14 protein-coding genes, 3 tRNA genes and 2 pseudogenes are annotated in these 17,587 nt (G+C 68.5%); 9 read left to right on the top strand and 10 right to left on the bottom strand.

Annotation, left to right across the window (positions count from 1 at the left end; translation table 11 throughout):
* Positions 1–20: 20 nt before the first annotated feature.
* From IO20_RS0106375 to IO20_RS0106360, 4 genes are all read right to left on the bottom strand, one after another.
* Complete coding sequence (locus IO20_RS0106375; protein ID WP_030550287.1) at positions 21–1,952, bottom strand: ABC transporter ATP-binding protein; 1,932 nt, start codon at positions 1,950–1,952, stop codon at positions 21–23.
* Positions 1,952–3,685: an ABC transporter ATP-binding protein gene (locus IO20_RS0106370; protein WP_030550286.1), complete on the bottom strand. Its 1,734-nt coding sequence runs from the start codon at positions 3,683–3,685 to the stop codon at positions 1,952–1,954. Before IO20_RS0106370 ends, IO20_RS0106375 begins: the two co-directional genes overlap by 1 nt.
* Before the next feature lie 107 nt (positions 3,686–3,792).
* Positions 3,793–5,232: an FGGY family carbohydrate kinase gene (locus tag IO20_RS0106365; RefSeq protein ID WP_030550285.1), complete on the bottom strand. Its 1,440-nt coding sequence runs from the start codon at positions 5,230–5,232 to the stop codon at positions 3,793–3,795.
* Positions 5,233–5,262: 30 nt separating this feature from the next.
* Positions 5,263–5,574: a hypothetical protein gene (locus IO20_RS0106360; RefSeq protein ID WP_030550284.1), complete on the bottom strand. Its 312-nt coding sequence runs from the start codon at positions 5,572–5,574 to the stop codon at positions 5,263–5,265.
* 136 nt (positions 5,575–5,710) lie between these two features.
* Here IO20_RS0106360 and IO20_RS0106355 point away from each other — a divergent pair.
* The 3 genes from IO20_RS0106355 to IO20_RS0106345 all read left to right on the top strand — a co-directional run bounded on the left by IO20_RS0106355 (position 5,711) and on the right by IO20_RS0106345 (position 6,103).
* Positions 5,711–5,783, top strand: a tRNA-Asn gene (locus tag IO20_RS0106355).
* Positions 5,784–5,788: 5 nt separating this feature from the next.
* Positions 5,789–5,861: transfer RNA gene (locus tag IO20_RS0106350), tRNA-Asn, on the top strand.
* A gap of 165 nt (positions 5,862–6,026) precedes the next feature.
* Positions 6,027–6,103, top strand: a tRNA-Ile gene (locus tag IO20_RS0106345).
* A gap of 490 nt (positions 6,104–6,593) precedes the next feature.
* Here IO20_RS0106345 and IO20_RS42125 read toward each other — a convergent pair.
* A pseudogene (locus IO20_RS42125) lies at positions 6,594–6,744 on the bottom strand (IS5/IS1182 family transposase); the annotation flags it as partial.
* A 113-nt stretch (positions 6,745–6,857) separates the two neighbouring features.
* A pseudogene (locus tag IO20_RS42120) lies at positions 6,858–7,112 on the bottom strand (transposase family protein); the annotation flags it as partial.
* 351 nt (positions 7,113–7,463) lie between these two features.
* Between IO20_RS42120 and IO20_RS0106335 the strand changes: the two are divergent.
* Complete coding sequence (locus IO20_RS0106335; RefSeq protein ID WP_157850740.1) at positions 7,464–7,829, top strand: hypothetical protein; 366 nt, start codon at positions 7,464–7,466, stop codon at positions 7,827–7,829.
* Between the two features lie 200 nt (positions 7,830–8,029).
* Entirely contained in the window at positions 8,030–10,513 is a 2,484-nt protein-coding gene (locus tag IO20_RS0106330; RefSeq protein WP_030550282.1) for a tetratricopeptide repeat protein, read from the top strand.
* A gap of 366 nt (positions 10,514–10,879) precedes the next feature.
* Here IO20_RS0106330 and IO20_RS40220 read toward each other — a convergent pair whose 3' ends face one another.
* Both IO20_RS40220 and IO20_RS0106320 read right to left on the bottom strand, forming a co-directional pair.
* Complete coding sequence (locus IO20_RS40220) at positions 10,880–12,226, bottom strand: hypothetical protein (protein WP_157850736.1); 1,347 nt, start codon at positions 12,224–12,226, stop codon at positions 10,880–10,882.
* Positions 12,202–12,384 (bottom strand): Dickkopf N-terminal cysteine-rich domain-containing protein, encoded by a 183-nt coding sequence (locus tag IO20_RS0106320; RefSeq protein WP_030550280.1) that lies wholly within the window; start codon positions 12,382–12,384, stop codon positions 12,202–12,204. The genes IO20_RS40220 and IO20_RS0106320 overlap by 25 nt, the downstream gene beginning before the upstream one ends.
* A gap of 512 nt (positions 12,385–12,896) precedes the next feature.
* Between IO20_RS0106320 and IO20_RS0106315 the strand changes: the two genes are divergently transcribed.
* Positions 12,897–13,781, top strand: coding sequence for a hypothetical protein (locus tag IO20_RS0106315; RefSeq protein WP_030550279.1), 885 nt, complete (start codon positions 12,897–12,899; stop codon positions 13,779–13,781).
* A 76-nt stretch (positions 13,782–13,857) separates the two neighbouring features.
* Here the strand turns inward: IO20_RS0106315 and IO20_RS0106310 are convergent, their stop codons facing one another.
* The gene (locus IO20_RS0106310) at positions 13,858–14,595 is read right to left on the bottom strand and encodes an SCO6745 family protein (RefSeq protein ID WP_051874480.1); all 738 of its coding nucleotides are present in this window, start codon (positions 14,593–14,595) and stop codon (positions 13,858–13,860) included.
* 79 nt (positions 14,596–14,674) lie between these two features.
* Between IO20_RS0106310 and IO20_RS0106305 the strand changes: the two genes are divergently transcribed.
* Positions 14,675–15,580, top strand: a complete 906-nt coding sequence (locus IO20_RS0106305) for a LysR family transcriptional regulator (RefSeq protein ID WP_157850734.1) — start codon at positions 14,675–14,677, stop codon at positions 15,578–15,580.
* Positions 15,581–15,680: 100 nt separating this feature from the next.
* Here IO20_RS0106305 and IO20_RS0106300 read toward each other — a convergent pair whose 3' ends face one another.
* A complete protein-coding gene (locus IO20_RS0106300) occupies positions 15,681–16,121 on the bottom strand; it encodes an MmpS family transport accessory protein (protein WP_245684882.1) in 441 nt (146 codons plus the stop codon).
* A 251-nt stretch (positions 16,122–16,372) separates the two neighbouring features.
* Between IO20_RS0106300 and IO20_RS41220 the strand changes: the two genes are divergently transcribed.
* Both IO20_RS41220 and IO20_RS41215 read left to right on the top strand, forming a co-directional pair.
* Positions 16,373–17,452: a hypothetical protein gene (locus IO20_RS41220; protein ID WP_245684881.1), complete on the top strand. Its 1,080-nt coding sequence runs from the start codon at positions 16,373–16,375 to the stop codon at positions 17,450–17,452.
* The coding region (locus IO20_RS41215; RefSeq protein WP_245684887.1) for a DNRLRE domain-containing protein at positions 17,353–17,587 on the top strand (235 nt) is incomplete at its 3' end. The genes IO20_RS41220 and IO20_RS41215, both read left to right, overlap by 100 nt.

Below are 17,587 nucleotides of genomic sequence, written 5' to 3'. Positions count from 1 at the left end.
ATGCCGAGCGATCAACCGGATCAGTCGACCTCGGCGACCGCCTGGGCGAACTGCGCCGCGTACAACCGGGCATACGCCCCGCCCGACGCCAACAGCTCCTCGTGCGTGCCCTGTTCCACGATCGAACCGTTCTCCATCACCAGGATCACGTCCGCGTCCCGGATCGTGGAGAGCCGGTGCGCGATCACGAACGACGTGCGCCCGTGCGCCAGTCGGGCCATCGCCTTCTGGATCAGGACCTCGGTACGGGTGTCGACCGAACTGGTGGCCTCGTCGAGGACGAGGATCACCGGGTCGGACAGGAACGCCCGCGCGATGGTGATCAGCTGCTTCTCGCCCGCGCTGACCCCCGCCCCGTCGTCGTCGATGACCGTGTCGTACCCCTCGGGCAGGGTGCGGACGAACCGGTCGGCGTGCGCGGCCCGCGCCGCCTCCTCGATCTCCGCCCGCGTCACCTCGCGCGTCGCGCCGTACGCGATGTTTTCGGCGATGGTGCCGCCGAACAGCCAGGTGTCCTGCAGGACCATGCCGATCCCGCTCCGCAGCTCCTCCCGGGACATCTTCGCGATGTCCGCCCCGTCGAGGGTGATCCGGCCGCCCGTCACCTCGTAGAACCGCATGAGCAGGTTCACCAGGGTCGTCTTGCCTGCGCCCGTCGGGCCGACGATCGCGACCGTCTGCCCCGGCTCCACCGCGAGCGACAGGTCCTCGATGAGCGGCTTGTCGGCCTCGTAGCGGAAGGACACGTCCTCCAGGGCGACCCTGCCCTTGAGCTCCGTGGGCGTCTCGCTCTCGCTCTTCGGGGCGTCCGGCTCCTGCTCCTCGGCGTCGAGCAGCTCGAAGATCCGCTCGGCCGAGGCGACGCCGGACTGCACCAGGTTCGCCATCGACGCGACCTGCGTCAGCGGCATGGAGAACTGCCGCGAGTACTGGATGAAGGCCTGCACGTCACCGATGGAGAGGGTGCCGCTCGCCACCCGCAGACCGCCGACCACGGCCACCAGGACGTAGTTGATGTTCGAGATGAAGAACATCACCGGCTGCATCACGCCGCTGTTGAACTGCGCCTTGAACCCGGCCTCGTACAGCGCCTCGTTCTGCTCGCGGAAGTCCCGCGCGGACTCCTCCTGCCGACCGAAGACCTTCACCAGGGTGTGCCCGCTGTACATCTCCTCCACGTGCGCGTTGAGCGTGCCCGTGGACCTCCACTGCTGCACGAAGTGCGGCTGCGAGCGCTTGCCGATCCGCGCCGCGACGAAGACCGACACCGGCACCGTGACCAGCGCCACGAGCGCGAGCAGCGGCGAGATCCAGAACATCATCGCGAGCACGCCGACGATGGTGAGCAGCGAGTTGATCAGCTGCCCCATCGACTGCTGGAGCGTCTGCGAGATGTTGTCGATGTCGTTGGTCGCCCGGGACAGCACCTCGCCGCGCTTCGCCTTGTCGAAGTACGACAGGGGGAGCCGCGACAGCTTCGTCTGGACGTCCTCCCGCATCCGGTAGACCGTCCGGTTGATCACCTTGATCGACATGCGGGTGGACACCAGCATGAGCAGACCCGCCGCCACGTAGACGCCGAGGACGACGAGGAGCACGTCGCCGACGGCGGAGAAGTCGATCCCCTGCCCGGGCGTGAAGTCGACCCCGGACAGCATGTCCGCCATGCCGGAGTCGCCCGCGGCGCGCAGGTTCGCGATCGCCTCCGCCTTCGTGCCGCCCTCGATCTGCCGGCCGACCACGCCCGCGAAGACGAGGTCGGTCGCCTTGCCGAGGATCTTCGGGCCGACCACGGAGGCCGCCACCGACAGCGCGACGGCGATCATCATCACCCAGAGCGCGCCGCGCTCGGGCGCCAGCTGCTTGAGCAGCCGCTTCCCCGAGCCCTTGAAGTCCATCGACCGCTGGTCGGGGCCGCCTCCGGCCATCATGCGTCCGCCAGGACCGGCCATCAGGCTGCCTCCGCCTCGGTGAGCTGGGAGAGGACGATCTCCCGGTACGTCTCGTTGTCCGCCATCAGCTCCTGGTGCCGTCCGGTGCCGACGACCCGGCCCTCGTCGAGGACGACGATCCGGTCGGCGTCCCGGATGGTGGAGACCCGCTGGGCGACGATCACGACGGTCGAGTCGGCCGTCTCCTCGGCGAGCGCGGCCCTGAGCAGGGCGTCCGTCTCGTAGTCGAGCGCGGAGAACGAGTCGTCGAACAGATAGATCTCCGGCCGCTGCACCAGCGTCCGCGCGATGGCGAGCCGCTGCCGCTGCCCGCCGGAGACGTTGGTGCCGCCCTGGGCGATCGGGGCGTTCAGCCCGTTCTCCAGGTTCCGTACGAAGTCGGCGGCCTGGGCGACCTCCAGGGCGTGCCAGAGTTCCTCGTCGGTGGCGTCGGGCTTGCCGTACCGCAGGTTGGTGGCGACGGTCCCGGAGAACAGGTACGGCTTCTGGGGGACGAGCCCCACCGTCCTCGCCATCAGCCCGGGATCGAGCTTCCGCACGTCGACGCCGTCGACGAGGACCTCTCCTCCGGTGGCGTCGAAGAGCCGGGGCACGAGCCCGAGGAGCGTGGACTTCCCGCTGCCGGTCGAGCCGATGATCGCCGTGGTCTCACCGGGCCGTGCGACGAGCCCGACGTCCTTGAGCACGGACTCCTCGGCACCCGGGTAACGGAAGTCGGCGCTCCTGACCTCCAGATGCCCCCGCCGGTCCAGGGTCTTCACCGGCTCCACCGGCGGCACCACGCTCGACTCGGTCCCGAGGACCTCCTCGATGCGCTCCGCGCAGACCTCGGCCCGCGGCACCTGCATGAACATGAAGGTGGCCATCATGACCGCCATCACGATCTGCATCAGATAGGCAAGGAACGCGGTCAGCGCACCGATCTGCATCCCGCCGCTGTCGATGCGGTGCGCACCGAACCAGACGACGGCGACGCTGGAGATGTTCACGACGGTCATCACCGTCGGGAACATCAGCGCCATCAGCCGGCCGGTGGCCATCGACACGTCGGTCAGGTCGGCGTTGGCCCCGCGGAACCGCTCCTCCTCGTACGTGTCCTTCACGAACGCGCGGATCACCCGGTTGCCGGTGATCTGCTCCCGCAGCACCCGGTTCACCGTGTCGAGCCGCTCCTGCATCGTCCGGAAGAGCGGCCGCATCCTCCGCACGATCAGCGAGACGGAGATCCCGAGGACCGGCACCACGGCGAGCAGGACACCCGAGAGCGGCACGTCCTGGCCGAGGGCCATCACGATGCCGCCGACACACATGATGGGCGCGGAGACCATCAGGGTGAACGCCATCAGGACCAGCATCTGGATCTGCTGCACGTCATTGGTCGTACGGGTGATCAGCGAGGGCGCGCCGAAGTGCCCCAGCTCCCGCGCCGAGAACGACTGCACCCGGTCGAAGACCGCGGCGCGCACGTCCCGGCCCAGGGCGGAGGCCGTCCGGGCGCCGTAGAACACGGCCCCGATGTTGCAGACGACCTGGACGACGGAGACGCCGACCATCAGGGCGCCGAACCGCAGGATGTAACCGGTGTCCCCGTCGACGACACCGTTGTCGATGATGTCCGCGTTCAGGGTCGGCAGATAGAGGCTCGCGCAGGTCTGCAGGAACTGCAGCAGCACGAGCAGGGCGATCGGTTTTCGGTAGGGCCCGAGGTGGGTTCGCAGGAGTCTTATGAGCACGGCTCCTACTATCGCCCGCGGCCCCGGACCGTTACGACTCGGTTTATCGGCGCGGTGCGAGCCCTGGCGAAGACTTTACGAAGGCGTGCACTCCCGGAGCGGGGACCTCACGAACCGAACGCGCCGGGGTGGATCTGCTCCCGGGTCGCCACGTACTGCTGCCGCACGGCCTGCCCCGCCGCCAGTTCCCCGCCCGGCTCCAGGACCTGGGCGGCGGCGCCCTGCCAGGCCGGGGGAGCGGAAGGCGACAGCGTGCCCCGGGCCACCCCGAGGGCCCAGGCCGCCTGCCGCGCGGCACCGAGCGCCGCGTAGTCGGCCGGCTGGGGGACGACGACCTGTGCGCCGAACAGCGCCGGCGCGAGCGCCTGCACGGCCGGCAGCGCGGCCGCCGCGCCGAGCAGGAAGACCCGCCGTACGTCGACGCCCCGACCGCGCAGCACGTCCATGGCGTCGGTGAGCGCGCAGAGCATCCCCTCGAACGCCGCCCGCGCCAGGTGCTCGGGCTTCATCGACTCGCGCCGCAGCCCGCTGAGCGTGCCCGCCGAGTGCGGCAGGCTCGGAGTCCGCTCGCCCTCCAGATAGGGCAGCAGGACAAGACCCGAGGCGCCCGGGGTCGACTTCAGGGCGAGCGCGGACAGCTCGTCCAGGGAGTCGGCGCCCAGCATCTCGGCGGTGCCGCGCAGTGCCCGTACCGCGTTGGAGGTGTGGACGACCGGCAGGTGCATGCCGGTGGCGTCGGCGAAGGAGGTGATCATGCCGCCGGCGTCGGCGAGGGCCTCGTGGTGGACGGCCATCACGGAGCCGGACGCGCCGAGCGAGACCACCGCGTCGCCGGGACCGAGCCCGAGGCCGAGCGCGGCGGCCATCGTCTCTCCCGTACCGGCGGAGACGAGGAGGCCCTCGGGGGTGATGCCGGCCGGGTCCGCGGGGCCGAGGACCTCGGGCAGCACGGCCTGGTGGCCGAGCGCCAGCTCGACCAGGTCGGGGCGGTACGTGCCGGTGCGGGCCGACCAGTAGCCGGTGCCGGAGGCGGCGCCGCGGTCGGTGGTGCGCCGGGCGGGCCTGCCGAGGAGCTGCCAGACCAGCCAGTCGTGCGGCTGGAGGACCATCGCGATCCGCCGGGCGTGCTCGGGTTCGTCACGGGCCAGCCAGCGCAGCTTGGCGACGGGCTGACCGGCGCCGGGCACCGAGCCGACGGCCTCGGCCCAGGCCTGACGGCCGCCGAGCGCCTCGACGAGGTCGGCGGCGGCGATCTGGGCCCGCTTGTCGTTGCGGACGAGCGCGGGCCGCACCAGGCCGCCCTGCGCGTCCAGCGGCACGAGCCCGTGCTGCTGCGCGGACACGCCGATGGCCTCCACGCCCTCCAGGAGCCCGCCGGTGGCGGCCTCCCCGAGCGAGAGCAGCCAGTTCTGCGGGTCGACGTCCACGGCCTTCGGTTCGCCCGGATGCGGGGCGTACCCCTGCCGCAGTACGGCACCCGTGTCCGTGTCACAGACGACGATGCGTGTGAACTCCGCTGAGCTGTCGAGTCCGGCGACTATCCCCATGACACATGATTCTGCCGCACGTGGGGCGGTTCAGGTGTTACTGGTGCCCCACTCGTCGTCCGGGACCTTCCCGTTGCCCATGCTCCGCGCCCGCATCGCGTGGACCCGGTCGGTCACGGAGGACGGCAGACGGTCGCCCATCTTGTCGCCCACGACGTGCGCGGCCTTGCCCGCGACCTGGCGCCCGGTCTGGGCGGCGGACTCGGCGGCGTTGCGCACGGCCGGGTTCTGGGAGAAGTCCTTGGCGGACTTCTTCATCTGCTCGTACCGCTCGCGACCGGCACGCGTGCCGATCACGTAACCGAGGGCGAGTCCCACGACGAACGTCAGCTTGTACCGCACGGCTGCGATCCTTCCCTGGAGGCCCTGGGGATACCGATTGGCGGAGCACCCCCCTGCTTGCGCTAATGTATGTCTCGCAGCGAGCGAGCGCCCCCCCGGTTCAGCCGGACTGGGTACGTTCGGTGCAACGCAGCAATCCCCTGTAGCTCAATTGGCAGAGCAGTCGGCTGTTAACCGGCAGGTTACTGGTTCGAGTCCAGTCGGGGGAGCGCGATCCCCTGTAGCTCAATTGGCAGAGCATTCGGCTGTTAACCGGAGGGTTGCTGGTTCGAGTCCAGCCGGGGGAGCGAGACGGAAGAGGACCCTTCGGGGTCCTTTTTCGCGTCCCCGGGAACCATGCCGGGCGCGCCGGGGTCTTCATGGTCAGCAGAGCCGATCTTCCGGAGCAGGAGATCGTATGAGCGGCTATGCTGCGGCAGACGGCGCGCACACATGTACGCGCCTCACCGATCGGGGCGGTAGCTCAGCCGGTTAGAGCAGCGGACTCATAATCCGTCGGCCGTGGGTTCGAGTCCCACCCGCCCCACCAAAGAAAAACGTTCTGACCTGCGGAAGCGCCTCTGGAGGGGTTTCCGCGTGCAGTGATCGCCTCTCGTTGGTGCGGCGAAACTGGTGCCCTGGGGTCGCCTCGCCGGGTCCGTGCCTTCTTGACCTGCGGTTTCGGATGGAACGCAACCGTGGGACCGATATCGATGATCCCACGGCGATCCCACGGCTCCTGCGTGTGACACGCCGCACACCACGACGAATATATGCGCCCTTGTCGGCACTCCATAGATCAGGTGGTCGAAGGCTTGCCGGTAGGGCATCCGGGGCGCCTGTCCGGTCGGTAGCCGAGGCCGTGGGTAGCGGCGCGGAGTCGGGGATCTCATGGGAAGGCGTGCGGCGGTGCAGGAAGCGGCGTCTCTGCCTCCCCCGCAGCCGGCCCTGTAGTTCGTCGATCTGGGTGTGGAGGTCGTCGGCCAGGGTCGAGGTGGTGTTCTCCTGGATGCCGAGCGTGTCGAAGAGGGGCTGGATGTTCACGCGGCCGCCGTCCGCGGAGCGTGCCAAGCAGGGGGTGTTTGCGCCGCTCAGGCGGCGGTCCGTGATGTGGGTCATCGCCCAGTAGGCGCGGGAGGCGGAGGAAGCCGGGCGGTGTTCGTAGTCGCGGACCGGGCGCCGGTGCAGTATTGAGCCTGCGCCATCTTGAACATGCAGGTCAGTGGGGTGGCGTGATCCTCGTGAGGCGTACTCGTCCAGGTCGTGGGTGGCTGTCTGTGCTCTTGATCGTCTGTCAGGCGCTCGACCATCTTGTCGTGGCGGGCGGCGGTGGGGTCGCGGGTCCGTCCCGGACGGGCTGCGGAGATCCAGATCAGGCGGCCCCGATCGTCGGTGATCGCAAGGAAGCGCAGGCCGTGGCGGTGGTGCGTTCCTGGGCAGTTCAGGCGGTTCGCCGTCCCGGTGCGGCGAGTGGTGGGGATGAGGGTGCCGTCGATCAGGACGACCTCGCCGCCCCGCTTCGCGATCTTCTTGAGGGCGCGGTCCAGACGGGGCGCCAACGACGTCCTGCAGCCCTGTGAGCGTCTCGGCCACCTGACCGATCTCGCTCCGGCAGCGCGCGGCCTGCGCCCGGCACTCCAGAGCCTTCTCGCTGCCCGGCCCGTCCACCCGCCCGTAGGCGCTCGCGAGGGCCTCGAACTGGGGCAGCGGGGCCCCGATGGTCTCCCGCCAGTGGCAGAGCGACCGTGCCTCTTCTCGATTGATCCGCAGCCGCGCCAGTCCTGCAGCGCTCGAGCGACATCTCATGTCGTGCTGAGACTGATCGTTACGCCCCAAACGCCTAGAGAATCGGTGGCGGAAATTGACGCGGCCGGATCCCCTGAGAGTCCTTGATGGGCCATCATAAGGTCATGACTAACTGGCAGTTGCTGCGCCTGGTCGGCGGAATCGCGGGTGTCATCGCTCTGGCCGTGTTCATGACGCTTCTGGGCCTTGACCGGGCTGACAAGCTGAGTAGCGTGCTGAGCCTGTTCGTCACCGTCGCTGGTTTCGTACTGTCGCTGGTGGCGCACTTGCGACAGACGCCGGTTGACACGGCGGTGGCGCGCGGCGGGGCGATCGCTGCGGCCGGGAGTGTGCGAAATGCCCGGGCTCGGAGCGCCGGCGCAGCGTGGCAGCCGGATTCGGCGCCTGCAACTGGGATCCGGGCGGAAGGCGGGTCGATCGCTGCCGGTGGGGATGTCGATGGTTCGTCGGCGTACGAAGGTCCCCGGTGAGTGCCGGGTGGTGGCGTCGTGGTTCAGGCCGTGACAAGCGGCAGGGGCGCGGGGGGCTGAGCGCGGAGCAGGGCTCGATCGCCGCCGGCGGGAACATCGCCCACGCAGTTGCCCTGCAGGTGGGCCAGCTGGTCGTGCAGGCTCCGGCAACCGAACCCCGGCAGTCGGCCTCTGCGGCGCAACCACCTCGCGAACTTCCCATGAGGGAAACGCTGGCCGGCGAGACCGCCGGCCTGGACGGTCTACGCGCCTATCTCCGGGACGTGCCAGTACCCGACAGTCGCTCGCTCCCGTCAAGTGCCGCTGCGGGGCAGTCGAAACTCGTTGTCGTGCATGGCCAGCCCGGGGTGGGAAAGACGGCCCTGGCAGTCAATGCCGCGTACGAGGTGAAGGACGCCTACCCGGACGGTCAGATCTACCTCGAACTCCATGGTGACAAGGCGACTCCGAGGAGCAGTTCCGATGCACTCGGTCACATGCTCCTCCGCAGTCTGCACGTGGACCCGAAGGATGTGCCGAACTCCGTCGACGACCGGGCGGCGATGTTCCGGACACTCACTGCAGATATGCGACTGCTTGTTGTCCTGGACAACGCGCACAGCAAGGATCAGATCGAGCCTCTGCTCCCCACTGGACCCGGTTGCTCGGTGCTGATCACCTCTCGACGCGCGCTCTCTTTCAACAGCATCACCCAGCGGGAGCCGCTGCCGGTGCGTCTGCCAAACGATCAGAACGCGCTTGCCGTGCTCGCGCACTACGCGGGGCAGGAACGCGTTGCCGCCGAGATGACGGCGGCAATGGACATTCTTCGATTTTGCAGCAACCTCCCGCTGGCCTTGCGGCTGGTCGGCTGCAAGCTGAAGGAATCGGGCCACAGTCTTGGCCGTATGCGGCAGGCCCTGGTCGATGAAACAGACCGCCTGGAGAGCCTGGGACGTCTCGACAACAGCAGGCTGACTGCCTGCTTCACCTTGAGTTTCCAGGGCCTCACGCCGACTACCCGTTCCTCCTTCGCTTTGCTCGCCTCATTGCCTCCAGGCCGGTTGACGGACTGGCATCTCACCCGGCTCGCGACCACCCGCGCGGCCGGACTTGCGGCCGGTGACGAACTGCTCGAGGTCGCGTTGATGGAGAGGCTGGAAGAGGAAGACGGCGGCGGTGACTCCGAGAGCAGCTACCGCATGCACGACTTGACGCGTCTCTTCCTCACCCGTCAGTACGAGCAGATGCCGCCGGAGGAACAGAACGCTCTGGAGGAACGTCTGGTCCGGGCCTACAGGGACGCTGTTGTCTATTGGGCAGCTCAGCGCGCCCCGGAGCTGCGCACCGAGGTGGACCCTCAGCGCATGTCCGACCTCTCCGGAGCGTCGGTCACAGCCGCTGAGTGGGTCGCCGACGAGCAGGAGCGTCTCCTTTGGGCGCTCGACCACGCACGAACCCTTGGGCTGAACGCGGTTGCTGGGGAGATTGGAGAGGCGCTGTCGTACTTCCTTGACGACATCACCCTGGCTCCGAATTCCGCTGAGTGGATCTTTGAGGTTGCTGGGGAGACGCGGCCGCGGGTGCTGGCCGGTCTCCGCAGAGCACGCGCGATGGCTTCCCTCGCCGAAGGCAACCCGGACCGGGTGCTTTCGCTTCTGCCCTTGAGCAGCGACGACGCAGTGGAGAGGTCCAGGGACCGGGCCCTATGGGCCCGGGACGCAATGGTGGTTGCCCGGGCGCACTCCATGAAGGGGGACTACCGCACCGCTCTTGACCGTATGACGACCGCAGTGGACGAGCTGCGGGTGGTTGGCGATTCCTGGCATACCCTCGGTTCCCTCGAGCTGCTGGGGGAGCTGCAACGCTGGCGTGGGAAACCCGAGCTGGGCGAGCAGAGCCAGCGGGAGGCCTTGCGCCTCGCCGAACAGGCGGGTGACCTGAGGGCACGGGCACGTCTGCGGCGCACCCTCGCCGAGACGCTCGGTTATCTACGCCGCCCGTCGGAGGCGGCCTCTCTGCTCGAATCGGCCAGGGATGACTTCAGGCTTCTCCGCGACCGCCGTTGGGAAGGTGCCACGGAGTACGCCCTCGGCAAGATCTATCGACTTCTTGGAGAGCGCCAGAAGGCGCTCGACTGCTACAGCCGGGCGGAGGGTATCTTCGGCCGGATGGGGGAGCGGCTGTGGCTCGGCCGGGTGAACAACGCCCGGATCCGTGTCCTTGCGGGCATGGGACGGCTTGATGATGCTGCCGCCACTGCCCGCCAGGCGATCTCGCTGTTCGAGCAGTTGGACGACCACATGTGGGTGGCGCACACCCAGCGGGACGTCGGCTGGCTGCAGTTGCGTGCTCGACGCCCTCAGGACGCCGAGGCGCCGCTCACGCATGCCGTGGACGCTTGTGCTGCAGCCGGCGACTCCTATGCGGGTGCGATGGCACGTCACCTGCGAGGCGTGGCCTATCGCGAACTCGGCCGGTACACGGAGGCGCACGCGGATTTCGACGCCGCGCTGGCGATCTACAGGTCCGGTTCGTACGAGTGGAACGAGGCCGCGATCGCCCACGACGTGATCCGCACCCTCCGATTGGAAGGCCGCACGGAAGAGGCTGACATCATGGAACGGGACGTGTCCGTCGACAACCCGACCTTTGAGCGTATGCGCGGCCGGGACGGAGCGGTCGCGGTGCCGGACGAGGACTGACCCAGCCTGTCGGAAACTGATGTCCGCTTGGCGTTCAGGATCACACTCCGCCCAGAGGGGCCTGCCGGGCCTGCCGCCATCGCGGCGTGAAGGCCCCCAATGGTCAGCCAAGGCCCTCGACCAGGAGCAGGTCGCGCCTGCCCTCGCCGCAGTCCTGGCTCGCTGCCCCGTGCCCGCTGGTGATCACCGCAGCGCAACGGCACCCAAGCCCACGAGCTGCTCGCCCGGCCCGGCCAGGACCTCGACGTCGCCCGAGAACAGGCCCCGATGGACGACATCGCCCCCGTCCTTGTCGACGGGCTCATGGCCAGGCAGGAATGAGAGGTCAGCATCCTCACAGAGGTCCTCCCCCAGCCCCTGATCTCGTCAGGTGCCAGGCGAGTCGGCAAGCAGATGGTCGAGGGCCTGGCGCCACGTACCGACGTGCACCGGCAGGGTCTTAAGGGTTTCTGCCAGCGAGCAAACGGAATCGGGTGTGGCAGGACGATGGACCCAGTTGACGATCTGAGCCAGCAACTGAGCATGCGTCCCCGACCCGGTCGAAGCTGACTGAGACAAGATGCTGTTGACTGGAACATCCCGCTCCCGGCTTGCGGGCGAGCCGGTCAACACCGGTCTTCCTCCCGACGGCGGAAGGCGCAGGGTGGTGAACGGCCTTGGGCAGAGGCGCCAGCCGGCACGCTCAAGCCTCGTTGAGTGCGCGACGAGGTCCGACAGCCAATTCCGCGGCAGCAGGACTGCGCGTCCAGCCCGGTGCACAGCCGCCGCGCACAGCAGCGTCGTCTCGCCGGGGTTGGGAAGTCCGTAACCCGTCAGCACTTGGGCCAAGGTCTGTCTCAAAGCCTCTGCCGTCCGGGCGCGAGTGAGGAGTTCGCCGCCCCGGTAGAACAGGTAAAGCGATTGTGGCCGTTCCACGGTCAGTGTGACGGGTGTGTAGGCGCCCTGGTGCCCCTCACCGGTCACCGATCGGACCAACTCGAGTATGTCGTCGCCGCCCCGGACCGCGATGCCCACGGCGCGGCCGCCGTCCACCGGAGCGGTCACCAACGCGTCTACTGGCGCTTCGGCGACCTTGAGGGAGCAACTGGTAGGAGCTTCGATCACCGTTGCCATGGCGTTGCCGCCGCTGAGCTGCACCAACTCGGCGCTGACCTCGGGGAACCCCACAACGAACCTGGCGGGGCTGCCGGGTGACAGAAGCCAGCCACTCGGAGTCCCGAGATGTGCCGTCCTGCGTCCGAGTGCCGCAAGTCGTTCTCGGACCTGCGGCGGGACAGGCAAGCCCAGCAATTCGTCCCGCACGTCTTCGAGTAGAAGTACGGAGGAGTTCAAGCGGGTCACGACGGAGGCATTCGCGGCGAGGTCGGCCGACAGCTGCGTGCAGAATCCGCACTCCGACGACATGGCCACCACCAACACGCGATGCGGCACTGCGACATCGTCAGCCTGCGCCCGCATTTGAGTCGAGTCGGGCGTGAGAGCCGGCTGGGTGTTGCCGACGCGGACGAGCCCGGCAGCGCTCCACCTCTCGAGGCACTGCCGGTAGGCGGCGTGGTCTTCCACGGCCGGCTCCTTGCCCTGCAGCCACGGCATGGCCATCGGGGCGACGAAAGCAGCCACAGGCCGGGCGATATCCAGCAAGACGCTGCCGCGCCCGAGATCAACGCTGATTACACCATCGGCCAGTCTCAGGCCCGGGTGCATTTGAACCACGAACAGATCATGCCCGGGCAGCACTCGGAGTCCAGCCAGCAGGCACCTCCGGCGTCGGTGCAAGCAGTCGGGGCCGTGAAGACCTCGGTGAAGATTCCTTCGATGTCCGTGACCGTCTCGGCGTCGAGGGACACCAAGTCTGCCGTGAAGGTGACCATGATTCGTCCTTCTCGTGAGGAGGGCAGCCACTTCCTTGTCCCGGGCAAGCGTATGCATTCCGCTCAGTCCGAAGGTTCGCCCGGAGGATGAAGAGCACGTTCGGGATGGTAGCGCGCAGTCGCCGTTGGCCGGGGCAACTTCAAGCCACGGTTCACGCCGTTCCCGATGGCAGGAACCGCGGCCCGCGGCCATGCGACGCCTCGCGGGTCCGGCATCGGGCCGTACTCGTCGCCGTGGTCCTATTCGATGCCGCCAGGAAGTGGGATGGAGGCTGCCGCGGATGGAGTTGAACTCGTCCCAGACGGTCTTCTCAGGTCCGCCGCAGGAGTGGGGTGAGCAGCCCCAGCGGTCGGCCAGCGCCTCGACGAGCAGCAGTCCGCGACTGCCTTCGCCTTCGCCGTCGGCGGCGGCCGGGCATCTGGGCAGAGCCTCCCTTCGGGTGTCGGTGACCTCGATCCGCACGAGGTTCCCCTTGTAGCGTGAAGGCCTTGATCGCAGGGGCACCAAGGCCGTGTACAAGAGGGCCGAGCTCGGGCCGCTCGGCGAGATCCACAACCTTGTCCGGCGCGCTACCCGCGCGGCGGCGGAGGCCGCGCAGAAGAACCCCAGGGCTCCACGTGCCCAAACGAATACGCCCGCCGTCAACAGGTTCGAGTCCGACGTGCAGCGGGCGACCGCCGACCCCGGCTGGGAGCTGAAGCCCTTCGCCGCGATCACGGGGCAAGGTCCGACAGCCATGACGCGGGCCCTGTTCTACAACGTCCTCGAAAACGACCCGATCGAGATGAGTCTCCCGGAGCTCAGAGAAGCGCTGCCGGAACCCGTCGTCGCTCCGAGAGCGACGGATGCCGCCCCGGCGGGCGAGGGCGACGAGCCGGCGGCCACGGTCGCCTGGCTGAACTCTTGGCCCAACGCCTGGGACCCGTACCTCGTCGCCGTCGGCCTCAGCGTCCTCGTGGAAGAGCGGGAGTGCTCCCCGGAGTGGCACTACGAGGGCAAGATCCTCGCGCGGGGAGCGGGGCGGCTCTTTTGGCTCTACGAACGTCTTGCCCCGGTCATCGGAGTGAGGGAAGCCGTCCTCGCCGTTGTTGCCGCCGCCCCGATGCTGGTGCGCCCGGTGGAACCTGGATCCTCGACAGGCTCTGCCCGCTGTTCCTCGCCCCGCCCGTCGAGGAGACAGGCGACACGGAGGGCGACACCCCGAACGAGTGACTCGGCCGCGGGAGAGTCCTCACCGTCGCGACTACGTGGCGTATCCGCGAGCTGCGGGCGAACCTGGGCCAGTCTGGGCAGCGGTTCCGGGGGCACCGGCAGACATAGCGTCTCCAGCTATGCGGGTGCGGGACCGAGCGCGCAGCCCGAGGGAGGGGTGCAGCGAATGCTGCACGGTCCTTGATCTGCCCCCACGGTGACCTGCGACGCCGCAGCGACACGCCGGGATCACCCGGATGCTTTACGTTCCCGGCGGCCGGTCACGTGGCCGGAGCGCCGGTCAACGCGGTGACCTGCTCGGCGAATTCGGTACGTTGGCGGGCGGTCAGGGTGGCGTACAGGGGTGCCTGCAGTTCGTCCGTGAGTCGCTCGGCACGCTGCCGGCGGGAGGCCGAGGCCGGGGCCACGGGACGTGGCTCTCGCCAGCCGTAGTGGGCCGCCTGCTCGACGCCGAGGTTGACGACCATCGCCTCTCGGGCGCTCAGCCCGCTCATGCGCACCGCCGCCAGATGGCAGGCGCCACGGTGTTCCCGCAGGACGTGGATGCGCTGCATGGCCGCCCCGACCGGGTCGTCGCCGGGTACGGGCTGCGCGCGCCAGCCGGCGAACAGCGGCAGGCCGTCGGCGTCGGCGGCGTCGATCAGCCGCTGCGCCAGGCGGTTGAAGTGCTCCACGTCCGCGTGGGCGGGGATGTTCGCGCGTCCCCACGCCCGGACGGCCTGTGCGTAGCGGGCGGCGGCTTCCTCCGCCGGCATCACCGGTCGTCCGGCCCGCCAGCCGACGGTGACCAGATCGGGGCCGAGGAAGCCCTGTACCGCCTGGACCACCGAAGCCGGTGCCTCGCCGAGCACCCCGAACCGGCCACGGCAGTAGAAGCCGCGCCCCGGGGCGAACCCGGCGCGCAGGCCGATGGCGGCGGTCGTGTCGTCGGACATGAACTCGTCGCCGAAGTCGTGGATGGGCCGGGCAACCGCGGAGACGCAGTCGAAGATTTCCATGCGCCGAAGGTCGCCCCTCTCGACTCCGCAGGTCAAGGGGAGGATTCCTGACGGAACCCTTTAGGTAATCTATCGAGTCGTGCTGGATATTCGCCGTCTGTACATGCTCAAGACCGTCGCCGCCCGCGGTTCCATCACCGCGGCCGCCCAGTCCCTGTCGCTGTCTCCCGGTGCCGTGTCCCAGCAGCTGGCCGCACTGAGACACGACATGGGCGTCGATCTGCTGCGTCCCGACGGGCGAACCGTCGCGCTCACGGAGGCGGGCCGCGTCCTCCTCGAGCACGCCGACCGGATCCTCGCCGCCATGGAGGAGGCCGAGTGCGCCGTCGCAGCGGTCAAGGGCACTGTCGGGGCCACCGCCACGCTTGCCGCGTTGCCGTCGACCGTCGCCAGGATCGTCGCCCCCGCGCTGACCGCCCTGGGCTCCCGGCATCCGCAGCTCGCCGTGACCTGTCTCGTCAGCGACCAGGCGCAACTGCGGGAACTCGCGCTCGGCACCGTCGATGTGGTGCTGGGGCAGCGCTATCACCACCTGCCGGAGACCCGGCCCGCGGGCGTCGAGGTGTCGCCGCTGCTCGACGATCCGCTGCTCGTCGTCACCGCCGCCGACGGATCCGGCGAGCGCCCCGTCGCCCTGCGCGACCTTTCCACGCACCACCTCGTCGTGCCGCCGCCGACCACGGACTGCGGACAGGCCGTCCTGCACGCCTGCCAGCAGGCCGGCTTCACGCCCACGACGCGGTACGTCACCGCCGACATCGCCGCCCAGCTCGCCCTCGCGCGGGCCGGCCTCGCCACCGCCCTCGTCCCCCGGACGGCCATCGACCCGGCCACACCCGGAATCCGCACGGCGCCCATCGAGGACCACCCGATTCTGCGCCTCCTGTTCGCCGCGACCCGTCGCACGGAGACGGCCGACCCGACGAACACGGCCATCATCGAGGCATTGCGCGCGCAGCGCGACAGAATCGCAGGAGAGGATTGATTCCGGGAAGGTCTTGTAAACCATTTGCCGAGAGCGGGAACGCAGTCGGGGAACGCTTCAAGGTTTCGGGTGAATTGGTCCTTCGGGATTTGGGCGATGTTTATTCCTGTGCCGTCTGAGCCTCTGCCGCGCATGTGGCGCGGCCGAATGCGCCCGTGGTGGTGGCGCGCTGGACGTGCTTGTTCCGGATCGCGAGTGCGCAGGACGCCTGTCCGCCCTTGTCGTCGAGGACGACGGTGACGGTCGGGGCCTTCCCGAGGGGCATCTGGACCGACTTGGTCCAGGGGAGCGTGACGCTGCTCTCGACGGTGGCCGTATCGGTCTTGTCGGGGGCGAGATAGGAGATCTCGGCCGTTCCCGTTCCCGTGACCTCGTACTTCACCTCGGCCGTCGGTACGGCCGCCGGCTTCGGCTGTTCGTCGGTGTCGAGGATGCCGTAGCCGACCAGCCCGAAGCAGGCGAGCAGGGTGACGCCGGCGATCAGCAGGCCCCGCCGGTCCGGGGAGCCCTCCGCGCTCTTGTGCTCGCTCTCCTCCCGCACCGAGCTTTCCGCAAGTTCATTGGACGACATGAGTGAGCCCGGCTTTCCGTTGGTTGGCACATGAACCGGGCGGTTATACACCACGCCACCGGCCCCGTGCGAGCGACCGGAAGAAACGGGCGAACCGCACCCCCTTTGGTCATTTATTTGTCCTTTATGTCGTGGGGGTTGCCCGGGCCTCGCGAGAGTGTTAGAACGCCTGCTGCACTGCACGTGATCAAGGTTCACGCCATCTGAGCGATCACTCCGCATTGCTCCAAGCTGGGCGGAAATCTCCGCACCAGCTCGTTCGGCATGCCCATTTCGCGTGCAGCGATGGGGGTGTGTCGATGCCGAAAGGTATTGAGGTGAAAGTTCCGTACAGGAGATACATCTCCTGTCTGGTCGTGGCGGCGGTAGCAGGCACGCTGCTGCCGCAGGCCGCCTATGGGGCTCCGCAGGCACCGGAGACGAACGACGACAAGGGCGTCTTCGACACGGTCGCGGGTTGGTTCTCGGACGACGATGAGGTCGAGGCGAAGCCCCTGGCCGACGAGGGCCGGGAGCTCCCCAGTCGGGAGAAGCTGCCGGTTGGCAAGGCGGCCGCGAAGCCGAAGCGGGTTGCCGAGCTGACGGGGAAGCGTTCGGCGAACGCGCGGTACTGGATGCTGTCCGACGGGCGGGTGCAGGCCGAGGTGTCGGCCGTGCCGACCGGGTACCTGTCGGGGAAGTCCTGGAAGGACATCGACCCGACGGTCGTCGCCTCCGATGCCAAGGGCTTCGCGTTCTCCAACACGACGAACGTCACCCGGAGTTCTTTCGGTACGGACGCCGATCGGCTGCTGCGGTTCGAGGCCGGCGGTCACACGGTGACCCTGGGTCTGGAGGGTGCGGGGAAGCTCGCTCCGGTCGCCGAGGGTGACACCGTCACGTACAAGGACGCGGTGCGCGGTGCGGATCTGTCGTACGTGGTCGGTCCTGGGCGTGTGAAGGAGAACATCGTCCTGGACGCGAAGCCGTCCGGTCCGGTGTCCTTCACCTTCACCCTTGACGCCGGTGGGCTGACGCCCAAGGCGAACAAGGACGGTTCCATATCGTTCTTCGGTGAGGGTGCGGACCCGGTCCTGGTCATTCCTGCGGCGTTCATGACGGACGCGAGGAAGGACGCGAAGGCTCCTTACGGTTCCGGTTACAGCTCGGCCGTGCGATCTCGTCGGACGGTCCGACGACGAATTACAAGGACAACTGGCGTCTGTCGGTCGGTAACACCAGTACGGGCACCTCGCGTGCGCTGCTGCGGTTCCCGGTGGGCAGTATTCCGGCCGGCACGAAGATCGATTCGGCTGATCTGAAGCTGTATTTCGATCAGTTTCACACGACGGGTGATTCCGAGGTCCAGCTGGAGGCGCACCGCGCCACCCAGGCGTGGAGTGAGGAGACCGCGACGTGGAACAGTGCGAACACGTTCACCGGTGAGCTGTCGGGTA

Origin of the sequence: Streptomyces exfoliatus (assembly GCF_000725545.1) — a bacterium.
Taxonomy (GTDB): domain Bacteria; phylum Actinomycetota; class Actinomycetes; order Streptomycetales; family Streptomycetaceae; genus Streptomyces; species Streptomyces exfoliatus.
Note: the sequence above shows the minus strand (reverse complement) of the source record. Positions and strands in the feature narration are given on the sequence as shown.